Source organism: bacterium, assembly GCA_040755755.1.
GTDB lineage: Bacteria > SZUA-182 > SZUA-182 > DTGQ01 > DTGQ01 > DTGQ01.
The window spans coordinates 63,549-84,697 of record JBFLZW010000001.1 but is presented as its reverse complement, the minus strand read 5'-3'; the positions used below and the strand labels follow the sequence as shown (position 1 = coordinate 84,697).

Genomic DNA, 21,149 nt, shown 5'->3' with positions numbered 1-21,149 from the left:
GGCGATACGAGGACAATAAAGGTTGCAGAACTATGATCAACCAAATAAAACAGGTTTTATGTTAGCAAGTTAAGGATATCCCTGGAAATATTATAATTGATCTACAACTTGAAGATTAGATTTATTGCTGATCATTTGGTATCGGCCATAAATGGAAAGCACATCTTCTCTGGTTCCTGGCCATCGATCAACTGGTAACAAATTTTTCAACATCTGAGCTGATATTCAACAATCGAGCGTAACTTACTGAAAAATTAAAAATTTTTCAAGCGATACCGAGCCAGGAACACCCGGCTCATCATGGTGCCTCAGTGGGTACCTGCCATCTATGGTTGGCTCCTGAGACCCCTCTCCAGGCAAAGATAGAAGAAATGCATCATAATGAAGCCATTATCCAATCCGGCTTGAGGGATTCCTTCCCGTAAGCCATTGATTTTGCTTCAAACTCCACCTCTGAGGATCAAACCACAGTTCAGTTGAGGATGATACATCCGAGTTCGAACGACGAAGGGGGCTTTTGCCCGAAGGATCTACTCCACCAGTTCCCGATACACTCCATACTGGCGATATCGCCGGTACCGGTCCTCCAGGAGTTTGTCTTCCGAAACAGTGGATAACCGGGCAAGACTCCGCATGATAGCCCGCCGAATGATATGGGCAGTCATTGCGGGATTGCGGTGCGCTCCGCCGATGGGCTCTTTCAGGACTTCGTCGGCAACCTTAAGCTTCAATAAATCCTGAGCAGTCATTCGCAGGGCACTGGCTGCATCAGTGGCTTTGGTATGATCTTTCCAGAGAATAGCAGCGCAGCCTTCAGGAGAAATCACGGAATAAACACTGTTTTCCAGCATCAGCAGCCGGTCGGCAACCCCCAGAGCCAGTGCTCCGCCGCTTCCTCCCTCTCCAGTGACAACTGAAATGATGGGCACGCGGAGCAAAATCATCTCATAGAGGTTGCGGGCAATAGCCTCGGCTTGCCCCCGCTCTTCCGCACCAAGGCCCGGATAGGCTCCGGGTGTATCGATAAAGGTAATCACCGGCTTGCGGAATTTTTCAGCCAGTTTCATAATCCGCAGGGCCTTGCGGAACCCTTCGGGGCTTGCCATGCCGAAGTTCCGGTTGATGTTTTCCTTGGTCCCTCTCCCCTTCTGATGACCGATGACAATTACTTTCTGCCCCTCCAGTTGAGCAAATCCTCCAACAATGGCTGGATCATCGCTGAATTTCCGGTCTCCGCGCAATTCGATAAAATCGGAAAAGATCAAATTAATATAATCCAGCGTATAGGGTCTGTCAGGGTGCCTGGCCAGGAGTGTTCTTTGCCAGGGTGTCAATTTGGCATAGGTTTCATAAAAAATCTTCTGACGCCTTTTCTTCAGCCTCTTCAACTCCTGGCGGGCATTATCGCCCCATTCTGCAGCCAGATTCCGCATTTCCCGAATAGCGCCATCCAATTCAATGAATTGTTTTTCAAAATCCAGAATAGCCACCTATTTCTCTGCTCCCTTTTAAGCTTACAGGTCAATCGAGAAGCCAGAAGCCAGAAGCCAGAAGTCAGGAGAAATACTTTTTTCCGCATCGCGGATTCCGGCTCCTGATTCCCCGCCCATATTCATTCGGCTTTTCTTTGGAATCAAATTGACCCTAAAATTCCAATATTCTCAATTTCCTTGTCTATCTTTCTTGTAACTACCTACTGCTTATCTTTCCAGCAGGACCGATCCCTTTCCCAGGCGTTTTTCGATTTCCATGATCAAATCTTCCGAAGGCTCAACCCGAATATCGGAACCAGCCAGAAAGACGAACTCCTTTCCCCCTTCGGGGAAAAAATGCAGATAGAGCCTGCACCGGCCCTGATGTTTTTGAACAAGCTGATACAGATCCTTCACATCCTCCGAACCGAAACCCTGAACGGGCAACCGCAGATGAAGCTCCTTCACCAGTTTTTTGCGCAGCTCATCCAGGGACACAACCTCATCGGCCGCAACAGCCGCCTTTTCCCCCTTGATATCCACCTGACCTTTAATCAGCACGGGAATGTCCTGGTTCACGAATTCAGCCGCACTTTTATATACATCAGGAAAAAGAACGATCTCTACCGTACCAGAGATATCCTCAAGAAGAGCAAAAGCCATCCTCTCCCCCTTTTTATGGGTCACAATTTCCCGCTCCAGTTTCAGTAAACCGCCAATCCTTACCGCCTGTTTGGCGGGCAGGGAGGGAATATCCTGAGTAGTGTGGCTGGTATGTGATTGCAGGTCCAGGGCATAGCGGTTCAGGGGGTGCCCGGTGAGGTAAAAGCCGATCACTTCCTTCTCATATTGCAGACGCTGCCTGTCATGCCATTCCTCAGTCCGGGGCAGGGCATGGGGCTGGCTGCTGCCACTGCCATCGTTCTGGCCATTTCCCTGCTCTTCATCATAGTCAAACAGCGAGGTCTGACGGCTGCTTTTGGCTTTTTGCATCATCTGCCCAAATTCCACTGCCTCGTCAAGGGCTTCCATCAATTGTGCCCTGTGGCCTCCCAGGGAGTCGAAAGCCCCCGACTTGACCAGGCTTTCCATGACCCGTTTGTTAACCGTCCGCAGGTCCACCCGGCGACAGAAATCGAACAGGTCCGAAAATTTGCCACCCTTCTGCCGGGCTTTGATAATGGCGGCAACAGCATTCTCTCCCACATTCTTGATAGCTGCCAGGCCAAACCGGATGCGGCCGTCAACCACATTAAAGTTGATCTGGCTTTCATTCACCTCAGGCGGCAGAATGGCGATACCCATCTCTCTGGCTTCATTGATGAATTTAACTACCTCATCAGTATCTTCCTTTTCACTGGTCATCAGGGCAGCCATCAGTTCGACCGGATAATGGGCTTTCAAATAAGCGGTCCGGTAGGAAATAAGGGCATAGGCTGCACTGTGAGACTTGTTGAACCCGTAGCCTGCAAAATGAAAGATCAGATTGAAGATTTTATCCGAAACTTGCGGGTCAACTCCCCTGGCCGTGGCACCGTCGATGAATTTGCTTTTCTGTCTGGCCATGACCTCCGGGTCTTTTTTTCCCATGGCCCGGCGCAGCAGGTCCGCATCACCCAGGGTAAATCCGGCCAGTTCGCTGGCAATCTTCATGACCTGCTCCTGATAGACAATAACCCCGTAGGTCTCTTTCAGGATGCTTTCCAGGCAGGGATGATCATAGCGGATCTCGACCTTGCCGAACTTTCGCTGGATAAAATCATCCACCATCCCGCTGCCCAGGGGTCCGGGCCGGAAAAGAGCCACCAGGGCGATCAGATCCTCAAACCGGTCCGGCTTCATTCTCCGCAGCAGGTCCCTCATCCCCGAACTTTCAAGCTGGAACACTCCAACGGTTCTGGCCTCCTTCAGCAGGTTGAAGGTAGCCTCGTCATCCATCGGTATGGTGTTCAGATCCAGGTGCAGTCCGCGAGATTCCTGAATCAACTGCAGGGCATCCTGGATCAGGGTCAGGGTGCGCAGTCCGAGAAAATCCATCTTCAGCAGGCCGATCTTTTCAACATCCTTCATCTGGAACTGGCAGACTACATCCCCCTTGGCTGCCACACCGTCGCCTTTTTCCTTTTGCACGCTGTAGAGGGGAAGAAATTCCACCAGCGGACGCGGGCTGATCACAATGCCGGCCGCATGGGTCGAGGCATGGCGGGTCAATCCTTCGAGGACCTTCGAAATCTCGAACAACTGTGCTACCTTCTCATCCTCCTGGATCAGGTTTCGCAGGCGCTCCTCCTGCTGCAGTGCCTCTTCCAGGGTGATGTTCAAAACATTGGGTATGAGCTTGGCGATCCGGTCCGTTTCGGCATACTCCATACCCAGGACCCGTCCCACATCCCGCACCACTCCCTTGGCAGCCATAGTTCCGAAGGTGATGATCTGGGCCACATTATCGCGGCCATACTTTGTCCCTACATAATCGATCACCTCATCCCTGCGGCGCATGCAAAAATCAATATCGATATCCGGCATGCTCACCCGCTCTGGATTCAAAAACCGCTCAAAGAGCAGCCCATAGGCCAGAGGGTCGATATCGGTGATGCCAAGCGCATAGGCAACAAGACTTCCGGCTGCCGAGCCCCTTCCGGGGCCAACAGCGATTCCCTGGCTGCGCGCATGATGAACGAAATCCCAGACGACCAGAAAATAACCGGGAAAGCCCATCTTCTCGATCACCCGAAGCTCAAGGTCGAGCCGGTCCAGGATAGCTGCCTGCTGTGGTGTTTCGTGCAGGGGTATCTTGGGCGCATCCTGCCCGTTTCCCGAAGACGCCCTTTCCTGCTTGAGCCGCTCCAGCCGTGGCGTTAGATCGCAATCCCGCAGGATATCGTACCGCCGTGCAATCCCCTGGTAGGCAAGCTCCTCAAGGTAACTCTCCAGGGTGTTTCCGGCAGGAGGCTGGTAATTGGGCAGGTAATACTGACCAAACTTGAATTCCAGGTTGCATCGCTCGGCAATGGACAGGGTATTGCTGATTGCCTCCGGAATATCCTGAAAGAGGGCGGCCATTTCCCGGGGAGAGCGAAAGTAAAACTGGTCCGTGGACATCTTCATCCGCTTGGGATCGCTCAGCGTTTTTCCGGTCTGAAGGCACAGAAGCACCTCATGGCTGAAAGCCTCCCTGGCCTCAAGGTAGTGACAGTCATTGGTGGCCACCAGGGAAAGGTCCATCTCTCTGGCCAGCTCGATCAGTTCCCGGTTCACCGTCGCCTGTTCCGGGATCCCGTTGCTTTGAATCTCCAGAAAGAAATTTTCCTTTCCCATGATTTCCGTATACTGGCCGATAACCTGCCGGGCTTCATCCCTCATTCCCCGGGCTAAAAGGTGGGGAATCTCCCCCTTCAGGCAGGCACTCATGGCTATCAATCCTTCAGCGTGCTGCTGTAAAATCTCCTTGTCAATCCGGGGCTTATAATAGAATCCCTCCAGATACCCGGCTGTGACCAGACGCACTAAATTCTGATAGCCGCACCAATCCCTGGCCAGGAGAACCAGATGATAAGCGGCATCGGTGATGCCCCGCGAGCTTCTCTCTTTCCGGCTTTTGGGGGCCACATAGACCTCGCAGCCGATAATCGGTTTTAAACCAGCCTTCTTGACCGCCTGGTAAAACTCTATTGCCCCGAACATGTTGCCATGATCGGTAATGGCCAGAGCAGGCATTCCCCACTCTCTGGCCCTGTCAACCAGCCGGTTGATCCGGCAGGCACCATCCAGCAGGCTGTACTGGGTATGTACGTGAAGATGGACGAAATTTGAGTTACTCATAACGTATGATTATCCCTGGTTGGTAGGGTTGCAGTTAATCGGAAGTCAGAAGCGAAGCTTCTCAACAGCAGCTCGAAAACTCTCAAAAGACCTAGGCAATCACACAAAGAGCGGCTACTACCACTCTCTGTGTCTCTCTGTGCCTCTGTGTCTCTGTGGTGTCCTTTGTATTTTCTTTTGTATTTTTGCCTTTTCCCTCACTCCCACTCGATGGTGCTTGGCGGCTTGGAGCTGATGTCGTAAACCACGCGGTTGACGCCATTCACCTCGTTGATGATACGGTTGGATATCCGCTCCAGCACTTCATAGGGCAGCTTTACCCAGTCAGCGGTCATGCCATCGAGGCTGTTGACTGCCCGAAGGGCAATGACATTCTCGTAGGTCCGGTCATCCCCCATAACTCCGACGGTTTTCAGGGGAAGCAGGATAGCGAAGGATTGCCATATCTGCCGGTAGAGACCGGCGGCCCGGATTTCCTCCAGCACGATGACATCCGATTCCCGCAAAATTTTCAGCCGCTCTTCGGTCACCTCGCCGATTACCCGGATAGCCAGACCCGGCCCCGGGAAAGGCTGCCGCCAGATAATCTCTTCCGGGATTCCCAGCTCTTTGCCGACAAGGCGCACCTCATCCTTGAACAATTCCCGAAGCGGCTCCAGAATTTGCAGATTCATCCTCTCCGGCAGTCCTCCGACGTTATGATGGCTCTTGATCGTGGCCGAAGGCCCTTTGACCGAGACGCTCTCGATCACGTCCGGATAGAGAGTCCCCTGTACCAGAAATTCCGCATCCTGAATCTTACCGGCTTCCTCTTCGAAAAGGAAGATAAATTCATTGCCGATAATCTTGCGTTTCCTTTCCGGGTCAGTGACCCCGGCCAGTTTTTTCAGGAACCGCTCTGCAGCATGGCAGTGGACCAGCCTGATGTGAAAAAACCTCCCAAAGACATCCTGCACCTTTTCCGCTTCCCCTTTGCGCAAAAGACCATTATCCACGAAAATGCAGGTCAGCTGGTCTCCGATGGCTTCATGGGTCAGGACAGCGGCTACCGATGAGTCCACTCCGCCGCTCAGGGCGCATATTACCCGCTTGTCCCCCACCTTCTTCCTGATGGTGTGAATGGCATGAGTGATGAATGAGGCCATGGTCCAATCCGGAGCGCATTGGCAGATCCGGTGAACGAAATTTTGGAGGATTTTTCTTCCCTGGTGCGTATGAACGACTTCCGGATGAAACTGCACACCATAAATAGGCTTGTCCCGGTGTTTGATGGCCGCATAGGGAGCATTGGCCGTATGAGCCAGAGGAGTAAAGCAGTGGGGCAGATGAACGATCTGGTCCCCGTGACTCATCCAGACCACATTGTTTTCAATCGCAAACCCCTGAAACAGATCATCCCCGGCATTATCCACCTGAAGCTCCGCTTTTCCATATTCCCGCTTGGGTGTGCGAGCTACTTCTCCTCCTGACAGATGGGCAATCAACTGCATGCCATAGCAGATCCCCAGGATGGGAATGCCCAAAGCCATGATTTCCCCGGTCACCAGAGGTGCCTGCGGGTCAAAGACGCTGAATGGCCCGCCGGAGAAGATAAGTCCGGTGGGATTGGCCTGCCGCAGTTTTTCCAGGTCAAAGGTATAGGGGACGATCTCACAGTAAACCTTGCTCTCTCTGATACAGCGGGCAATAAGCTGCGTGTATTGAGATCCGAAATCATAGATTAAAATCTTCTGGTCAATGCCGGTCATTATTTCCCCATCCCAACGCGCTGAACTTGCTGAAAGATCTTGCCTTCGGTCTTGATAGCCGGGGCAATGATCAACTCCGTCATCTGCATCTCCCGGATGTTTTTGGCTCCGCAGTTACCCATCGAGGTTTTCAGCGCGCCTACCAGGTTCTGGGATCCATCATCCAGTTCGGCAGGTCCAAAGAGAATCTGCTTCAGGGTGCCTGAGACTCTGGTCTTGATTTTGGTGCCTCGAGGCAGGGCTGCATGAGGCATGGCCATTCCCCAGTGATACCCCTTGCCCGGTGCTTCCTGAGCCCGGGTGAAAGCTGATCCCACCATAACCGCATCCGCTCCGCTGGCAAAGGCCTTGCAAATATCCCCGCCGACCGACATGCCGCCGTCCGTGATAACCGGAACATACCTTCCTGATTGCTTATAATAAAAATCCCGGGCCGCCGCAGCGTCCGCCGTAGCTGTTACCTGGGGGACTCCGATACCCAGTACTCCGCGGGTGGTGCAGGCCGCACCCGGCCCAACCCCGATCAACAGGGCATCCGCTCCGGTCTCCATAAGCTCCACTGTGGTATCAAAGGTGACACAGTTGCCGATGATCAGAGGGATAGTGATCTGCCTGCGAAGCTTGAAAAAATCAACGGTTTCATATTCCGTAGAGTAGTGTCTCACCGTGGTGACGGTGGACTGGACCACAAACACATCCGCTCCCGCTTCCTGGGCGATCCGGCCAAAGCGCTCCGCATTCATGGGGATGCTCGAAACAGCGACCTTCACTCCGGCAGCTTTCATTTCCCCGATCCTTTTGCTGATCAATTCCTCCTGCACCGGCCTGCTGTATACCTCCTGGATCACCCGCGTGGATTCCTGCATCTCCGCATTGATGATCATGTTAATCGCTTCCTGCGGATCCTCGTAGCGGGTCTGCACCCCTTCCAGGTTCAGAACAGCCAGACCTCCAAGTTTTCCCATCTCAATGGCAAACCTGCAGTCTACCACTCCATCCATGGCCGCAGCCATAATCGGAATTTCAAACTCCAGATCCCGCAATTTCCATTTTACATCGACATCGTTTGGATTAATAGTAATTTTTCCCGGTACCAGGGCAATCTCATCAAAGCCATAGCATCGCCTGGCTTTTCTGCCTCTGCCAACCCACATTCCCATGATGTATTTCTCCTCCGGTTATATGTTATGGTTACATTGCCAGATGTTCTCTATTCCTGCCAACCCCGAATCCCGGATTCACGAGTAAGCACGGCCGCTCTTTCTCCGAAAATCCTGGCCAATAATTTCATAGACCTTGCACATCTCAGAGAGCCGGGAGCGCAACCGTTCCCCGATTCGCTCCTCCAGTATCTCATCATTGTTATCTTTCTTCTCATCCAGCCAGTTGGAAGTGATAATGGTCGTCAGGTTCTCATTGTAGCGGGTGTTGAGGATATAGGTCAACGTATCCCGCATCCAGTCTGTCACTTTGGCCGCTCCCAACTCATCCAGAAGTAAAATCTCTATCGTCAATACCGGCTCCAGGACCGAGTATTCAGAGATTTGAGACTGCGGGTTGTACGATGCCTGAATCTCCTTGAGCAGGTCCCGGAAATCATAGAACATGCAGGGGACTCCCCCATTTTCAATAAGCTCCCGGATAATGGCTACCGCAAGGTGTGTCTTTCCCACACCGCATTTACCCATAAAGAAAATACCCTCTTTCTGCTGGGTAGTCCGATATTTCCGGATAAAATTTTCAGCCCCGAATTTAGCCCCGGCAATATTGACATGGTTCTTATAGGGATCCAAACCCCTGCCCTTGGATAAGCCCTTGGAGCATTCCTCGTAATCGACATCGCTGACGATAAACCGGTCCAGTGTGCAGTGTGAATACCTGCGGGGTATCCGGGCCGCCAATAACAGCCGTTTTCGCCGCGCCTGATAGTAGCACTTACACCTTTTGACCTTCTCGAAACCATCCTCGATAACCCGCTCCCACCCGGTCCCCTCGCAGGTGGGGCAGTTTTCATCGAACATAGGCTGCTGTTCACCTTGTATCTCTTGAGATTCATTCATGGCTGATCAATCCTCATTTATATCGAATCGAGCTTCGTTGCAGGTAACCCCGCTCATTGATAAAGACTCAGTTGGTGGATACCTAACTCTGCCCTCAGAAGTTCAATGGAACAAGCCCGAACCGTTTCCTGATAAGCATCACTTTCCATCTGGTTTTTATACCTTCGGGTCTGCCTCTGGGCAGCCAGGAGAAGAGCATCCCTTTTATCTGCGGGAAGAGCATCCAGGAGACCTTGCACAAGCCGCTCGTCCAGCCCCTGCAGCCGCTTTTCGATTGCCTCTGCGTCAATGCGGTGACATGCCCGGATTTCCTGCTGAAGACTGGCTAACTCCTCTTCCAGGTGGATATCACCAACGATGCGGCCAAAAACATCTGTCAGTGGCTCGCCGGAATTGGACTCCTGGCCCATACTGGCATCAGCCCCCTGGCTGCTGCCTGCGCCTTTGTTCAGCTTTTCCATTGCCCGCGTTATCTCCCTGATTGCCAGGGATATCCTCCGGTCAATATACTCCCGAAGCTTTTTTTGCTCCTCACCAGAACTCTGCTGCATCTGATCCACATGGGTGGCTGCTCCTTCATACTGATTGCCTGATCCGTCATGGATACCTGATCCGTTCTGGATACCTGATTCATTATGGGTGCCCGATCCAATATAGCTCTTTTTCTGATGCGCCTTCCATAAATTCATGATTTCCGGTTCGCAATAGGCAAGATGGTGAACCTTTTTCTGCTGAAGGCCGCTTGAGCGAAGATGCTCAAAGGTTTTATCTATCCCCTGGATAACAACATGCAAAGGGATGCCCATCTTCTCCCATTTTTCAATCACCAGCCAATTGATTGGGGAAAGAATCAATCCCTCCCCCTTCTTATGCGAAAAATACTCCCTGACTCTATCCTTGTACTCCCGCATTCGATAACTCCCGCTTCCAAACCCTATTGTTTCTTCTTGCCTAAATAAAATTCAATCTCTTCCTTCCTGCCTAAGACATCAGCAAGCTTAACAATATCTATTCGCCTGAGAACTTCGACTGTAACCGGCCTTTTTGCATCCCAAAATATGAACGACGACAGGAACTCACGCGAAGGAGATGAATTTAATAACTCTGCAATCAAGTTAGCCTCACCTTCACTGTGGCATGAAATAAAATAACAGGTATCATCTACCATAACGGGTTTACCAGCATGGGGGCCGATGACAACAAAATAAAGCTTTTTATAGAGCCCGGATATCGCTACCTTCCAGGGTGAAAATGCATAATCCCCTATGGCAAAAATAGCAAAAGGGGGACGGTTTTTATAAATCGAGCTCTTACGCTGAGTAAAGAAATCCCTGTGGTCTACTAAATAACGCCATGTTTTTGGTGCCTTATGGCGGATAGTGGAAGTGTCCTGCCCGACAAATTCCTGAGTAATTATAACCCAACAACGAGGAACAATACAAGAAGCACCATCCTTGCAAAAAGCACTATCTTCCCGCCTGCCAAGGTCAGAACTTTTGAGGAATGGATAGATACAGTTATCCTCAAGGTCGTAACATTCACCTAAGCCATTCCTATAGGAATTCTCCTCCTGGATGAGTTCCATCACTTTCCTGCAATCATGCTTTATCCCGGATCGCCATGTATACAACTCCTCCCCTTCAAGCTCAAGATGCTTCCACCGGGTGTATTTTGTTATGTCAGCGATGAGCCGGGAATCTCTGATACCAATGGCTGCAATGGGTGAGTTTTGGGTAAGACACGGATAGACATACGCATGGTTGGAAACTTCAGATGTTTCCAATCTTGTGTGGGAGCATTCACCATCACACTTGAGGGGAGGGCCTTGGCTATCTCCCTTAAGGAGAGAGCTTTCCCTCCCCCCCGCCCCCTTGAGGCAGGGAGCCCCTGTGTCAGGGGGGGCATCTTTGGGCTCCTCCCCCTTGAGGGGGGAGGTTGGGTGGGGGTGATGGCTATTTCCACCCTCCTCATCGAGAAACAGGGAGCCCTTATAGTAGGGGAAATGGAGAAAATCCATAGTAACTTGCCTTTTATTGGCATGACATATGAGCAAACATGCATCGACAGAAACATTGAAGTATTTCTTTGCATCAATCAAATAGATTGCGGCATTGGCTATCCCAGGGTTATTCTGCCACATATCCTTGAGAACCTTACGGGCAACAGCAGTCTTGCACAGCATAGCCAGTATCGCCTGTTTATGCCTGATACAGGTAAGTAATTGAATCAGCATCCATTCCGAGATATCGAAATTACTTTTACCCGTAATGGCGTCAAGTCCTCCATGATGTTGAAAGTTAGACTTCAAGGGAAGATTCCCGCCATCGATACTTCCCAATTCGGAGTTCGTTACCCAGGGTGGATTTCCTATTATCAATAAAGGCTCAGGCAAGGTGTCTACTATGTTTCTCCATCTCAGGGCAAAAAAATCCCCGTGCTTGAGCTCGACCTTGCCTGAGAATGGATGATTCAATAACTTATCGCGTACCTTATTGAGATAGGAGCTGTTAATATCAATCCCCAGCACCTGGCTGGCCGAGGTAAAAGTCTCCAGGGCAGCGATGAGAAAACTGCCCTGTCCACAAGTTGGCTCGACTATCGATAAAGGCGCAATACCCGTGCTCCTGAGAAACCTGCAAATCAGGAAAGCCAACTCCTGCGGAGTTTGAAAATCTCCAAATTCTATTCGGGCTTTCTCTTTGGGCTTTGTATGCTTGTACATAATAAATTCTGGCTCATGAGATATCATGACACTATGACATCATCAACCAGGTCGGCCTTATCGATGATATGGCTATATACTGTGTAATCGCCATTGAAGCGCGTTGGGTATTGTTAAGTATTCAATTTCAGGAGGATTATAAATAATTTCTTCTGCTGGTTAACGAACCGCAATATGTCAGCCATTGAGGCTATTTCTTATAAACAACCTTGGGAAGGATAAATAAATCGTATTCATCTTCAATCTTGATACATTCCCTATGACAAGTTTCCTCGACCTGATCAATAGGGATATCTTTGGGAATCGCTATCTCAAACGTAAAATCCTCATCCTCATAGCTGGGGATAGGCTTTATATTTATTCCTGGATATTTCTGATGAAGAGAGTCTACCAGTTTTGTAACTGCCCTTGCCAGACTCTTTTCAATTGCTATTGCCTCTGCCATCTTGTGTTTATCTTCCCTTCTCGGCAATAATACTTATTACCTCTTCTACTATCTTTAGTAATTCCTTTAAGTTATGCTGATCAATATCTACGACGTCATAATCACTCCTTATCCTATAAGAGTAAAGCCGCCTTAAAGGGAATGGCACTTACATAAGAATTAGTAATTCTCCCGCAGAGACGCTGAGACGCAGAGGATATCATTGAAAAGTAAAAGTAAAACAAGTTCCTCCTTGTGCCTTTTTACTTTTTGCTTGCTTCCAGGCCGTTGACACATCGATATATCCCGACTTTCATCAGGACCTTGCCGGATTGGTTGTTCTCTGCGTCTTCTGCGGGAGATCTTTTTTCCCTGTGTGCTTTGTGTCCTCTCTATATTATAAGCTTGGCTTATGTAAGTGCCATTCGCCTTAAAGGCAGTCGCGTTTGTCTTCCAATAGACCTGGCCCTGTCTTGGGATGGTTTGATTCAAACCGGTATCCCCTCACAAAGTGCTTTATTATAGCAAGATGCCTCCAACTCTCTCCATCTTTGGGATCACCTAAAGCAGACCACATGGCTTGATAAGATGCGTAATACGCCCTTGATGCAGAGCTATTGAACCTTTTCTGGTTAAATAATTCAACAGCATCATCATAATCAATCTGTTTTGGTGACTTTATCCGGCGGGATGCATCGAGGATTTCCAGTGATACCAAGTTTCCTGATGCATCATAAGTCCAGGATAACTCCCGGTTTATCTTCATCGCTCTCGGCTATAGATACATCTTCTACGAAGATGATAGTCATAGGATCAGTCTTCTGGTCATATATGACCTTCATATCCCTTTTTCCCAGTATCTTTCGATCTTCTTGGTGATTTGGTAAGCCGTGACCACCTCTGGTAGAGTTCGGTCATGCTCTTGGGCCTTGCCATTTACTATTTCAGCCAGATTTCCATCTATGCCTAACACCTCCGCAACAGCCATATCCAATTCCCTGCCTATTGGTGGCTTATCCCTTTTAATCAACCTTCCTATTTCTCTTACCAATTCGATCGAAGGCAGGGGAAGGTTTAAAATATCCACGGCATTCACCTGAGTATTGCCGTTTATCATCCGGAAGAATATATCCATGAGCGACGAATTCAGGATGCCGGCGATACCATACGCCTCCTCAACCGAGAGCATTCCGTCACATTTGTATAGGTAATTGAGATGATTTTCTATACCAATCTTTTCAAAATCAAATTCCGATTTCAATAACACACCCGCATAGAGCCTTCTCTTCTGTTCTTTAGAGCTGAACCTTTTTATGAGAACATAATTACCTGCTGGAACTAAAAGGGGTCTTGTTCTCTCCTCTATCTTGATTGCCATTTCCTTCTTTTTCTTTATTAATGGCCAGATCACGTCCATGCCCTGGATATTATGCATCCATAAAAGGGGTGATGTTGTCCTTTTATCGATAAACTCCGGGGAGAGATAGGTTTTGGCCCGGAAAGAGACTACAGGGCCTGTGGAGACTTTCATTCCTAAATCTTTCAGCGTATGATCCCAGGAATTCACGATGTGCTGGACCCTCAAATCAGTCTCTTTGGCTGGAATTTTTATGAATATATCTCCATTCCTTCTCTGCAAAACATCTTCATAGTCAATTCTTATTTCTTCCAGACTATGGAAGCACTTGTCTTTGCTCGTTGAAACAACAACTTCTTTTGGCTGCTCGGTATGCTGAGTATGCTCAGTATGCTCGGTATTATCATTGCGAGCAATTTTTATAATGATATTCTCCTGTAAAACCTCGTTCTTATCAAAGACGCTGCTTCTTGATTCAAATATGTGGAGATTAGTTATCCGGCTGTGCTGTAAAAGCCATTTTCTGAATTTCTTAAAATACAGCCCGGAACAAAAGCTTCTCGGCGTGATGAAAACCATCTGCCCGCCAGGTTTGAGCATTTCCAAGGATAATGCCATAAAGAAAGCATAGATGTTCGGCTGTCCAGAGGTAAATTCATCCATGAGCTGAGACTGCAGTGAGCTTTTGTTGAGCTTGTAGTAAGGAGGATTGGAAATAATGAAATCATAACGAGGCGATCTGCTATCCTCAAAAAGGCTTTTCTGTTTAAGGAGGCTAACCCTATTCAGGATAAAATCTTTCTGAGTGATATTGTATACAAGTGTATGCCCCTTTTTTTCTAATTCCGACTTACAGTTTCCAAATACCGTATCAAGCACCGGAATTAATTTCGGATCATTCTCAAAGGCATCTATCGAGAGGGAGACCGGTCTATCCAGGTTCAAGATACGGCAGCAAAAGGCTGCACTGAGCATCCCCGTTCCTGCCCCAGGATCCAGCAAATGGATATCAGACTTACTGATAGTAAACATGTTTGCCATAAATATGCCTACCTGTGGCGGAGTAAAGAATTGTCTTTTGGATTTTCTTTCCCGCAGGTCACTGTTCTGGATATATTCGTCTGTTAATTTCTCAACGAAATCAACCAAGCTACTCTCAATCTTATCTATACTTCCTAAAACCATTTGGACAGTTTTTCTTTCTAAATCTTAAATTTTCAGCCAGACACTAAAACCCTAAAATCAATTATGGATTATTCTCTCAACAGAAGTTATTCTTTCTTCATGATTCGTATAGGTATCAGCTATCCTATCTACCTTGGTTTCCACTCTCTGAATATCTCCTTTTAACTCTTTATGGAGGATATCCATCTTCTCATCCAATTGGTCTATTCTCTTGCTTAAGCTCCCCGTTGTCTTATCTACCTTTTTATCTAGTTTATCTAGCTTCTCCGAAAATTTATCAACCTTCTTATCTAACACCTCAGCCGTCTGATCTATCTTCTTATCTAACATCTCAGCCGTCTGAGCTATCTTCTTATCTAACACCTCAGCCGTCTGATCAACCTTCTTATCTAACATCTCAGCCGTCTGATCAATCTTCTTATCTAACCTCTCAGCCGTCTGATCAATCTTCTTATCTAACCTCTCAGCAGTCTGATCTATCTTCTTATCTAACCTCTCAGCAGTCTGATCTATCTTCTTATCTAACCTCTCAGCAGTCTGATCAATCTTCTTATCTAACATCTCAGCCGTCTGATCTATCTTCCTGTCCAAACCTTTGTACATAGCTCGCATGAAATCCTGCGTATCATTGATCTTCTGATTAAGCTCATTCTTGACATCATCAATCTTTTTATCCAGAGTTTGATAGCTCTCTGCTACCAAGCCTATGTCCTTTTTAATGTCTTCCAATAATATCTCAAAATATTCCTTTTTCATCTTTTTTCTCCATAGAGCGTTTTGAAGGAGAGCTTACATCTGGAGGAAAGATGTAGGCACTCCCCGTCCACATGCTGTAATATCGATAATCATATCACCAAGCGGTAGGAATGAAAATACTGAAAGTACCAGCAGGTTCTCTCTGGTCAGCGAAACCTGATCAGTGTGGGCAGTGGGATCAGTGGGGCATGCCTTCCAGCCCCCGCTTGGTTTGGTGAATAATGTGCAGTCCCTTCAGGGTGAGCTGTTCGTCGAACACGTCAATAGCCGGACATCCGCGCTGAAAAAGGTGGGCATTTCCTCCGGTGGCAATAACCAGGGGGGTATCCTGCAACTCTTCGGTAATCTTGGCTATCAGTCCTTCCACCATGGCTGAAAATCCCCAGAAAAAACCGGACTGAATAGCGCCTGTGGTCGTGCGGCCAATGACCCTGGCAGGTTCCTCGATCTTTACGGGGACCAGCTTTTCCGCAGCCTTAAACAGGGCGGATGAAGAAATCTGCACTCCAGGGAAAATGCAGCCGCCAAGGTATTTTCCTTCCCGCGAGAGCACACAGAACGTGGTAGCGGTTCCAAAGTCGATGATAATGGCCGGGGCTCCATACAGATGGAGGGCAGCTACCGCATTGACTACCCGGTCCGCCCCCAGTTCAGCGGGTTTTTCATAAGCAATGGACAGGTATTCTTCCTGCCCTGGCCGCACAAAATCGGGTTCAAGGGTAAAATAGTCCCGGCATGATCTCAGGAGGGCATCATCCATCGAGGGAACCACCGAGGAGACAATGATATCGGAGATTTCTCCCTTATTAATCCCTCTGGTAGCCAGCAGTTGGGTCATCAGGAGGCCGATCTCATCGGATGTCTTGCTTTTGTTGGTAAAGATACGCCACTGCCCCCAAAGCTCATCCCCCCGAAACACTCCCAGAACAATATTGGTATTTCCGACATCAATGACTAACAGCACTGGTTATCTACTCTCCTATCCATACATATAAACACAGCTCCCAGTACACTGCACATTAATCTCAGTACACTGCACATTAAAAACGCGGCCAGTTAGGATTGGTGATGGGATCGCGTGCAGTATTTGGTGGGGCGAAAAGCCCCCACCCTACGTTCATGTGCTCTATTGGGATCGAATTCCAACGACCATCAGACCGGAAATATGGCTAAAATGAGCATCTCTGGTAAATACCTTGAGCCCATATTGGAAGGCCACAGATGCTATCCAGATATCATTGGTAGGTATTGGTTTGCCTATTTTTCTCAGCTCACTCAAAACGGAGCTGTAAAATTCAGCAGTATTTTCATCGATAGGGTAAAGAAAAACCCGTGGCGAGTCTAAAAATTGCTTCAATTCTTCTTTGTTTTTTTCTTCCTTACTGCCACCTTTAAATCCGGATAAAAGTTCTCCGATGCTGATAGCACAAATCCCAATTTTATAACATCGGCGTAAGACCGAAGTTATCTCTGGATCACCCTTCATAGCATAAGCATAGATATTGGTATCAATCAGCAACTCCTGCACTACCACAACTCCTCATCAATCTTTCTTTCGCGGTTTATTTTATCTTCAATAGTCGTGAATTCTTCTTCTGTCCAGCTTCCGAAAAGATGATCCAAGTCATGATAAATTTTGGCTAATTTCTCCTGTGGTTCCAGACCTAAACCCTTTTTCAATGTCTCCAGAGCGATCTGATTAATGCTCTTGGATTGCTCAGACGCGACCTGCTTTAATTTCGCTGCAAGATCAGGATCGATACCTCTCACGGTAATTGTTTTCATTCTTACTGCCCTCGTTGCTTCTCGTTTTAAGCTGTGATATTACCTTTGCTTTCCCTTGGAATTATCATAGGGCATCATAATCAGGATGTCAATTTTCCCCGAAAAGATCCTCACACCCCCCTAGACAATCTCCATATTGATATCAACAGCCTTGACCGTATGGGTCAGGGCTCCTGCGGAGATCAGGTCCACGCCGGTGGCGGCGATTTCAGGGATATTCTCTCCCTGAATCCCGCCGGAGGCCTCGGTCAGACACCGGCGGTTGATAAGCTCTACTCCTTTGCGCAATTCATCAGGGTTCATATTATCGAGCAGAATGCAATCCACTCCGACAGCCAGACACTCATCGATCTGGTCCAGGAAATCGACCTCGACCTCGATCCTGGTCAGGTGCGGAGCGGCTTTTCTGGCCAGCCGGACTGCCTGCTCGATTCCTCCGGCGATTTTCAGATGATTGTCCTTGATCAGGATACCGTCGCTCAGGCCAAAGCGGTGGTTGTGCCCTCCGCCGCAGCGGACCGCATACTTTTCGAGGTCCCGGTGACCGGGCGTGGTTTTTCTCGTATCCACCAGGCGGGCTTTGGTTCCCTGGAGCAAGTCCACATATTGAGCGACTTTGGTGGCAATCCCGGACAGGCGCTGGAGGAAATTGAGGGCCGTACGCTCGGCAGTCAATAATGCTCTGGCGCTTCCTGCAATCTCGGCCACTACTCTTCCAGCCTGCACCCGTTGCCCATCGCAGGCCCTGGCCTGAAACCGGAGCGAGGGATCGAGCAGATAAAAGACTCTGGCGGCAACCTCAAGGCCGCACAGCAAAAGTTCCTCCTTGGCCTGAATTTTTGCCGTTGCCTGCCTTTCTGCCGCGACAATGCTTTCCGTAGTCAGGTCACCGTGGCCGATGTCCTCCTGGAGAGCCAGAATAATGATCTGATCTTTCAGCGACAGATACATCTCGTCTATCCTTTACCCTTCCCTGGTCAGAATGGGAAACCTATTGCCTGTTTTAAGGCCACTGACCACTGATCACTGACCACTTCTTTCACCCCTCGACTGAGATCAGCTTGAGGTTTTGCTGGAGCTTGATTTTCTGGGTATTCAAAAGCTCCACCGCCTCGCGCTCTTTGGCCACGATGTGGCTTGGTGCTTTCTGAATAAAGTCCTCATTGGCCAGCTTCTTGTTGAGGAAGATCAGTTTCTCGTCGATCTTGCCGATTTCCCGCAGCAGTTTCTTCTGCTCTTCCTCGAAATCGACCAGTCCTTCGAGGGGAATATAGATTTCCATGTCCCGGACTACCAGAGACACGGAATTCTTGGGTTTCTCAAGATCCGTGGCAATCCGGACGCCATCGCAGCGGGCCAAAAGCTCGATATATCCGCTGTATTCTGACAGGATATCCTGCTGCTCGCTTCCCCTGGCTTTGATCAGAACCGCAACTTTGAGGGTCGGATGCAGGTTCATCTCCGCGCGGGCATTGCGGATGCCTTTAATCACATCCATGATCAGGCCCATCTTCTCTTCCGCCTCTTTATCTTCCCGCGACGGGTCAAAGACGGGCCAGCGGTCAACCATAATACTGGCGGCAGCCTCAGTATAGCCCGACTGCTTGGCGGCTTCCCTGCCGTTATCCTCACTGCGGGGCGGCAGTTGCTGCCAGATTTCCTCGGTAATAAAGGGCATGATCGGGTGCAGGAGAACCAGAGTGTCCCGCAGGACTTTGACCAGGACAGCCTGGGCCAGGGCCTTTGACCGGGTATCGGTCTGGCTGAAGAATCTCCCTTTGACCAGCTCGATATACCAGTCGCAAAACTCATGCCACAAAAACTGGTAAATAGCATTGGCCGCATCGTTGAATTTATATTCTGTCAGGGCCTGATCTACCTGGATGATCAGGTTATTCGCCCTGCTCAGTATCCACCGGTCGGACAGGGGCAGACCCTGCATCCGGGGCATTTGGGCAATCGATATCGCGGGATCGAAATCAGTCAGGTTCATGAGTACGAATCGAGAGGCATTCCAGATCTTATTGCAGAAGTGACGGTAGCCCTCGATCCGCTTCTCGGACAGGCAGATATCCCTTCCCTGAGCAGCAAGAGCCGCGAGCGTGAACCGAAAAGGGTCGGTGCCGTACCGATCGATCATGATGAGAGGATCGATGACATTGCCCCGCGATTTACTCATCTTCTGGCCGTGCTCATCCCGGATGAGAGCATGAATATACACATCGGCAAAAGGTACAGTGCCGGTGAATTTCAGGCCCATCATGATCATTCTGGCTACCCAGAAGAACAGAATGTCAAAGGCCGTAACCAGGACCGAGGTAGGATAGAAAAGCGCCAGCTCACGGCTCTGGTCCGGCCAGCCGAGAGTTGAAAAGGGCCACAGGGCGGAACTGAACCAGGTGTCCAGGACATCGGTTTCCTGCCTGATGTTGGTGCTGTGGCAGGAGCGGCAGGCAGAAGGATTCTCCCTGGCTACGGTAATCTCCTGACAATCCTGGCAGTGCCAGGCAGGAATCTGGTGGCCCCACCATATCTGGCGGGAGATGCACCAATCCCGGATGTTATTCATCCACTCGAAATAGGTGTTTTCCCAATGAGCGGGAATAAAGCGGACCCGCCCCTCTTTCACCGCCTCGATGGCCGGCTCGGCCAGGGGCTTCATTTTCAGGAACCACTGTTTGGAAATCAAGGGTTCGACAACCGTCTGGCAGCGGTAGCAGTGGCCTACAGCGTTGCGGTAGGCGTCGGTCTTGAGCAGGTAGCCTAACGATTCCAGATCCTTGAGCACTTTTTTCCGGCAGGCAAACCGGTCCAGTCCCTGGTATTTACCGGCCTCAGCAGTCATATTCCCCTGCTCGTCGATTACTTTGACCATCGGCAGACGGTGTTGATTGCCCATGTCAAAGTCATTGAAATCGTGGGCAGGAGTTACCTTGACTGCCCCGCTGCCGAACTGACGGTCCACGCGGGTGTCAGCAATGATCGGAATCTCCCTGTTCATCAGGGGAAGACGGATGGTTGTGCCAATCAAATCAGCATAGCGCTCATCCTCCGGATGGACAGCCACGGCCGTATCTCCGAGCATGGTTTCAGGCCGGGTGGTAGCCACGGTGATCGACCGGCTCTCATCGGCCAGGAGAGGATATTTCAGATAATACAGATGCCCCTCCTGCTCTTCGAAATTCACCTCAAGGTCCGAGAGAGCGGTCCGGCACCGGGGACACCAGTTGATCATGTAATCACCCCGGTAAATCAGCCCCTCCTCATACAGGCGGACAAACACCTCCCGCACAGCCCTGGATAACCCCTCATCCATGGTAAACCGCTCCCGCTCCCAGTCGCAGGATGAGCCAAGCCGCTTGAGCTGCTCGACAATCGTGCCGCCCGACTCGCCTTTCCATTTCCAGACCCTCTGAACAAAGGCCTCCCGGCCAAGGTCTTCCTTGCGCAGCCCTTCAGCGGCCAACTGCCGCTCGACCACGTTCTGGGTGGCTATGCCGGCATGATCGATGCCCAGTTGCCACAGGGTATTCTTCCCCGAAAGACGGTTCCACCGGATGAGAATATCCTGCAGGGTGTTATTCAAGGCATGTCCGATATGCAGTGATCCGGTAATATTCGGAGGAGGAATGACGATCGAATAGGTTTCCCTGCCCGGGTCTTCCATGTCGGGTTTGAAGAAGCCATTCTCCATCCAGAAGGTAAACCATTTCCCTTCGATATCCTGGGGGTTATATGCTTTCGATAAGGATTCGTTCTCCATAAAAAGTAATTGTCCTCCTCTGGTTCGAAATTCAGAATTCATGCTTTTCTTCTGG

General features: G+C 49.6%; 16 protein-coding genes. All 16 read right to left on the bottom strand.

The features are described 5' to 3' along the window. Positions 1-530 precede the first annotated feature (530 nt). On the bottom strand, positions 531-1,490 hold the full coding sequence (locus AB1611_00400; protein MEW6378044.1) for an acetyl-CoA carboxylase carboxyltransferase subunit alpha: 960 nt from the start codon (positions 1,488-1,490) through the stop codon (positions 531-533). 210 nt (positions 1,491-1,700) lie between these two features. Then, a complete protein-coding gene (locus tag AB1611_00395; protein MEW6378043.1) occupies positions 1,701-5,294 on the bottom strand; it encodes a DNA polymerase III subunit alpha in 3,594 nt (1,197 codons plus the stop codon). Between the two features lie 197 nt (positions 5,295-5,491). Further along, positions 5,492-7,042: a glutamine-hydrolyzing GMP synthase gene (gene guaA, locus AB1611_00390; GenBank protein MEW6378042.1), complete on the bottom strand. Its 1,551-nt coding sequence runs from the start codon at positions 7,040-7,042 to the stop codon at positions 5,492-5,494. Then, complete coding sequence (locus tag AB1611_00385; protein MEW6378041.1) at positions 7,042-8,202, bottom strand: GuaB3 family IMP dehydrogenase-related protein; 1,161 nt, start codon at positions 8,200-8,202, stop codon at positions 7,042-7,044. Before AB1611_00385 ends, guaA begins: the two co-directional genes overlap by 1 nt. Before the next feature lie 78 nt (positions 8,203-8,280). Beyond that, entirely contained in the window at positions 8,281-9,102 is an 822-nt protein-coding gene (locus tag AB1611_00380) for an ATP-binding protein (GenBank protein MEW6378040.1), read from the bottom strand. Positions 9,103-9,155: 53 nt separating this feature from the next. Beyond that, positions 9,156-10,013, bottom strand: coding sequence for a hypothetical protein (locus tag AB1611_00375; GenBank protein ID MEW6378039.1), 858 nt, complete (start codon positions 10,011-10,013; stop codon positions 9,156-9,158). 23 nt (positions 10,014-10,036) lie between these two features. After that, a complete protein-coding gene (locus tag AB1611_00370) occupies positions 10,037-11,824 on the bottom strand; it encodes an N-6 DNA methylase (GenBank protein ID MEW6378038.1) in 1,788 nt (595 codons plus the stop codon). Positions 11,825-12,014: 190 nt separating this feature from the next. After that, positions 12,015-12,269 carry a hypothetical protein gene (locus AB1611_00365; protein MEW6378037.1) on the bottom strand — a complete coding sequence of 85 codons (255 nt, stop codon included), beginning with the start codon at positions 12,267-12,269 and terminating at the stop codon, positions 12,015-12,017. 409 nt (positions 12,270-12,678) lie between these two features. Then, on the bottom strand, positions 12,679-13,014 hold the full coding sequence (locus tag AB1611_00360; protein MEW6378036.1) for a hypothetical protein: 336 nt from the start codon (positions 13,012-13,014) through the stop codon (positions 12,679-12,681). Positions 13,015-13,086: 72 nt separating this feature from the next. Then, entirely contained in the window at positions 13,087-14,790 is a 1,704-nt protein-coding gene (locus tag AB1611_00355) for an Eco57I restriction-modification methylase domain-containing protein (GenBank protein MEW6378035.1), read from the bottom strand. 57 nt (positions 14,791-14,847) lie between these two features. Further along, positions 14,848-15,546: a hypothetical protein gene (locus tag AB1611_00350; GenBank protein ID MEW6378034.1), complete on the bottom strand. Its 699-nt coding sequence runs from the start codon at positions 15,544-15,546 to the stop codon at positions 14,848-14,850. A gap of 178 nt (positions 15,547-15,724) precedes the next feature. Beyond that, on the bottom strand, positions 15,725-16,510 hold the full coding sequence (locus tag AB1611_00345; protein MEW6378033.1) for a type III pantothenate kinase: 786 nt from the start codon (positions 16,508-16,510) through the stop codon (positions 15,725-15,727). Positions 16,511-16,672: 162 nt separating this feature from the next. Beyond that, a complete protein-coding gene (locus AB1611_00340) occupies positions 16,673-17,074 on the bottom strand; it encodes a type II toxin-antitoxin system VapC family toxin (GenBank protein MEW6378032.1) in 402 nt (133 codons plus the stop codon). Next, a complete protein-coding gene (locus AB1611_00335) occupies positions 17,074-17,331 on the bottom strand; it encodes an antitoxin (protein ID MEW6378031.1) in 258 nt (85 codons plus the stop codon). Before AB1611_00335 ends, AB1611_00340 begins: the two co-directional genes overlap by 1 nt. Before the next feature lie 120 nt (positions 17,332-17,451). Continuing rightward, positions 17,452-18,282 (bottom strand): carboxylating nicotinate-nucleotide diphosphorylase, encoded by an 831-nt coding sequence (gene nadC, locus AB1611_00330; protein ID MEW6378030.1) that lies wholly within the window; start codon positions 18,280-18,282, stop codon positions 17,452-17,454. An 88-nt stretch (positions 18,283-18,370) separates the two neighbouring features. Next, positions 18,371-21,094, bottom strand: coding sequence for a valine--tRNA ligase (locus AB1611_00325; protein ID MEW6378029.1), 2,724 nt, complete (start codon positions 21,092-21,094; stop codon positions 18,371-18,373). Between the last annotated feature and the right edge of the window lie 55 nt (positions 21,095-21,149).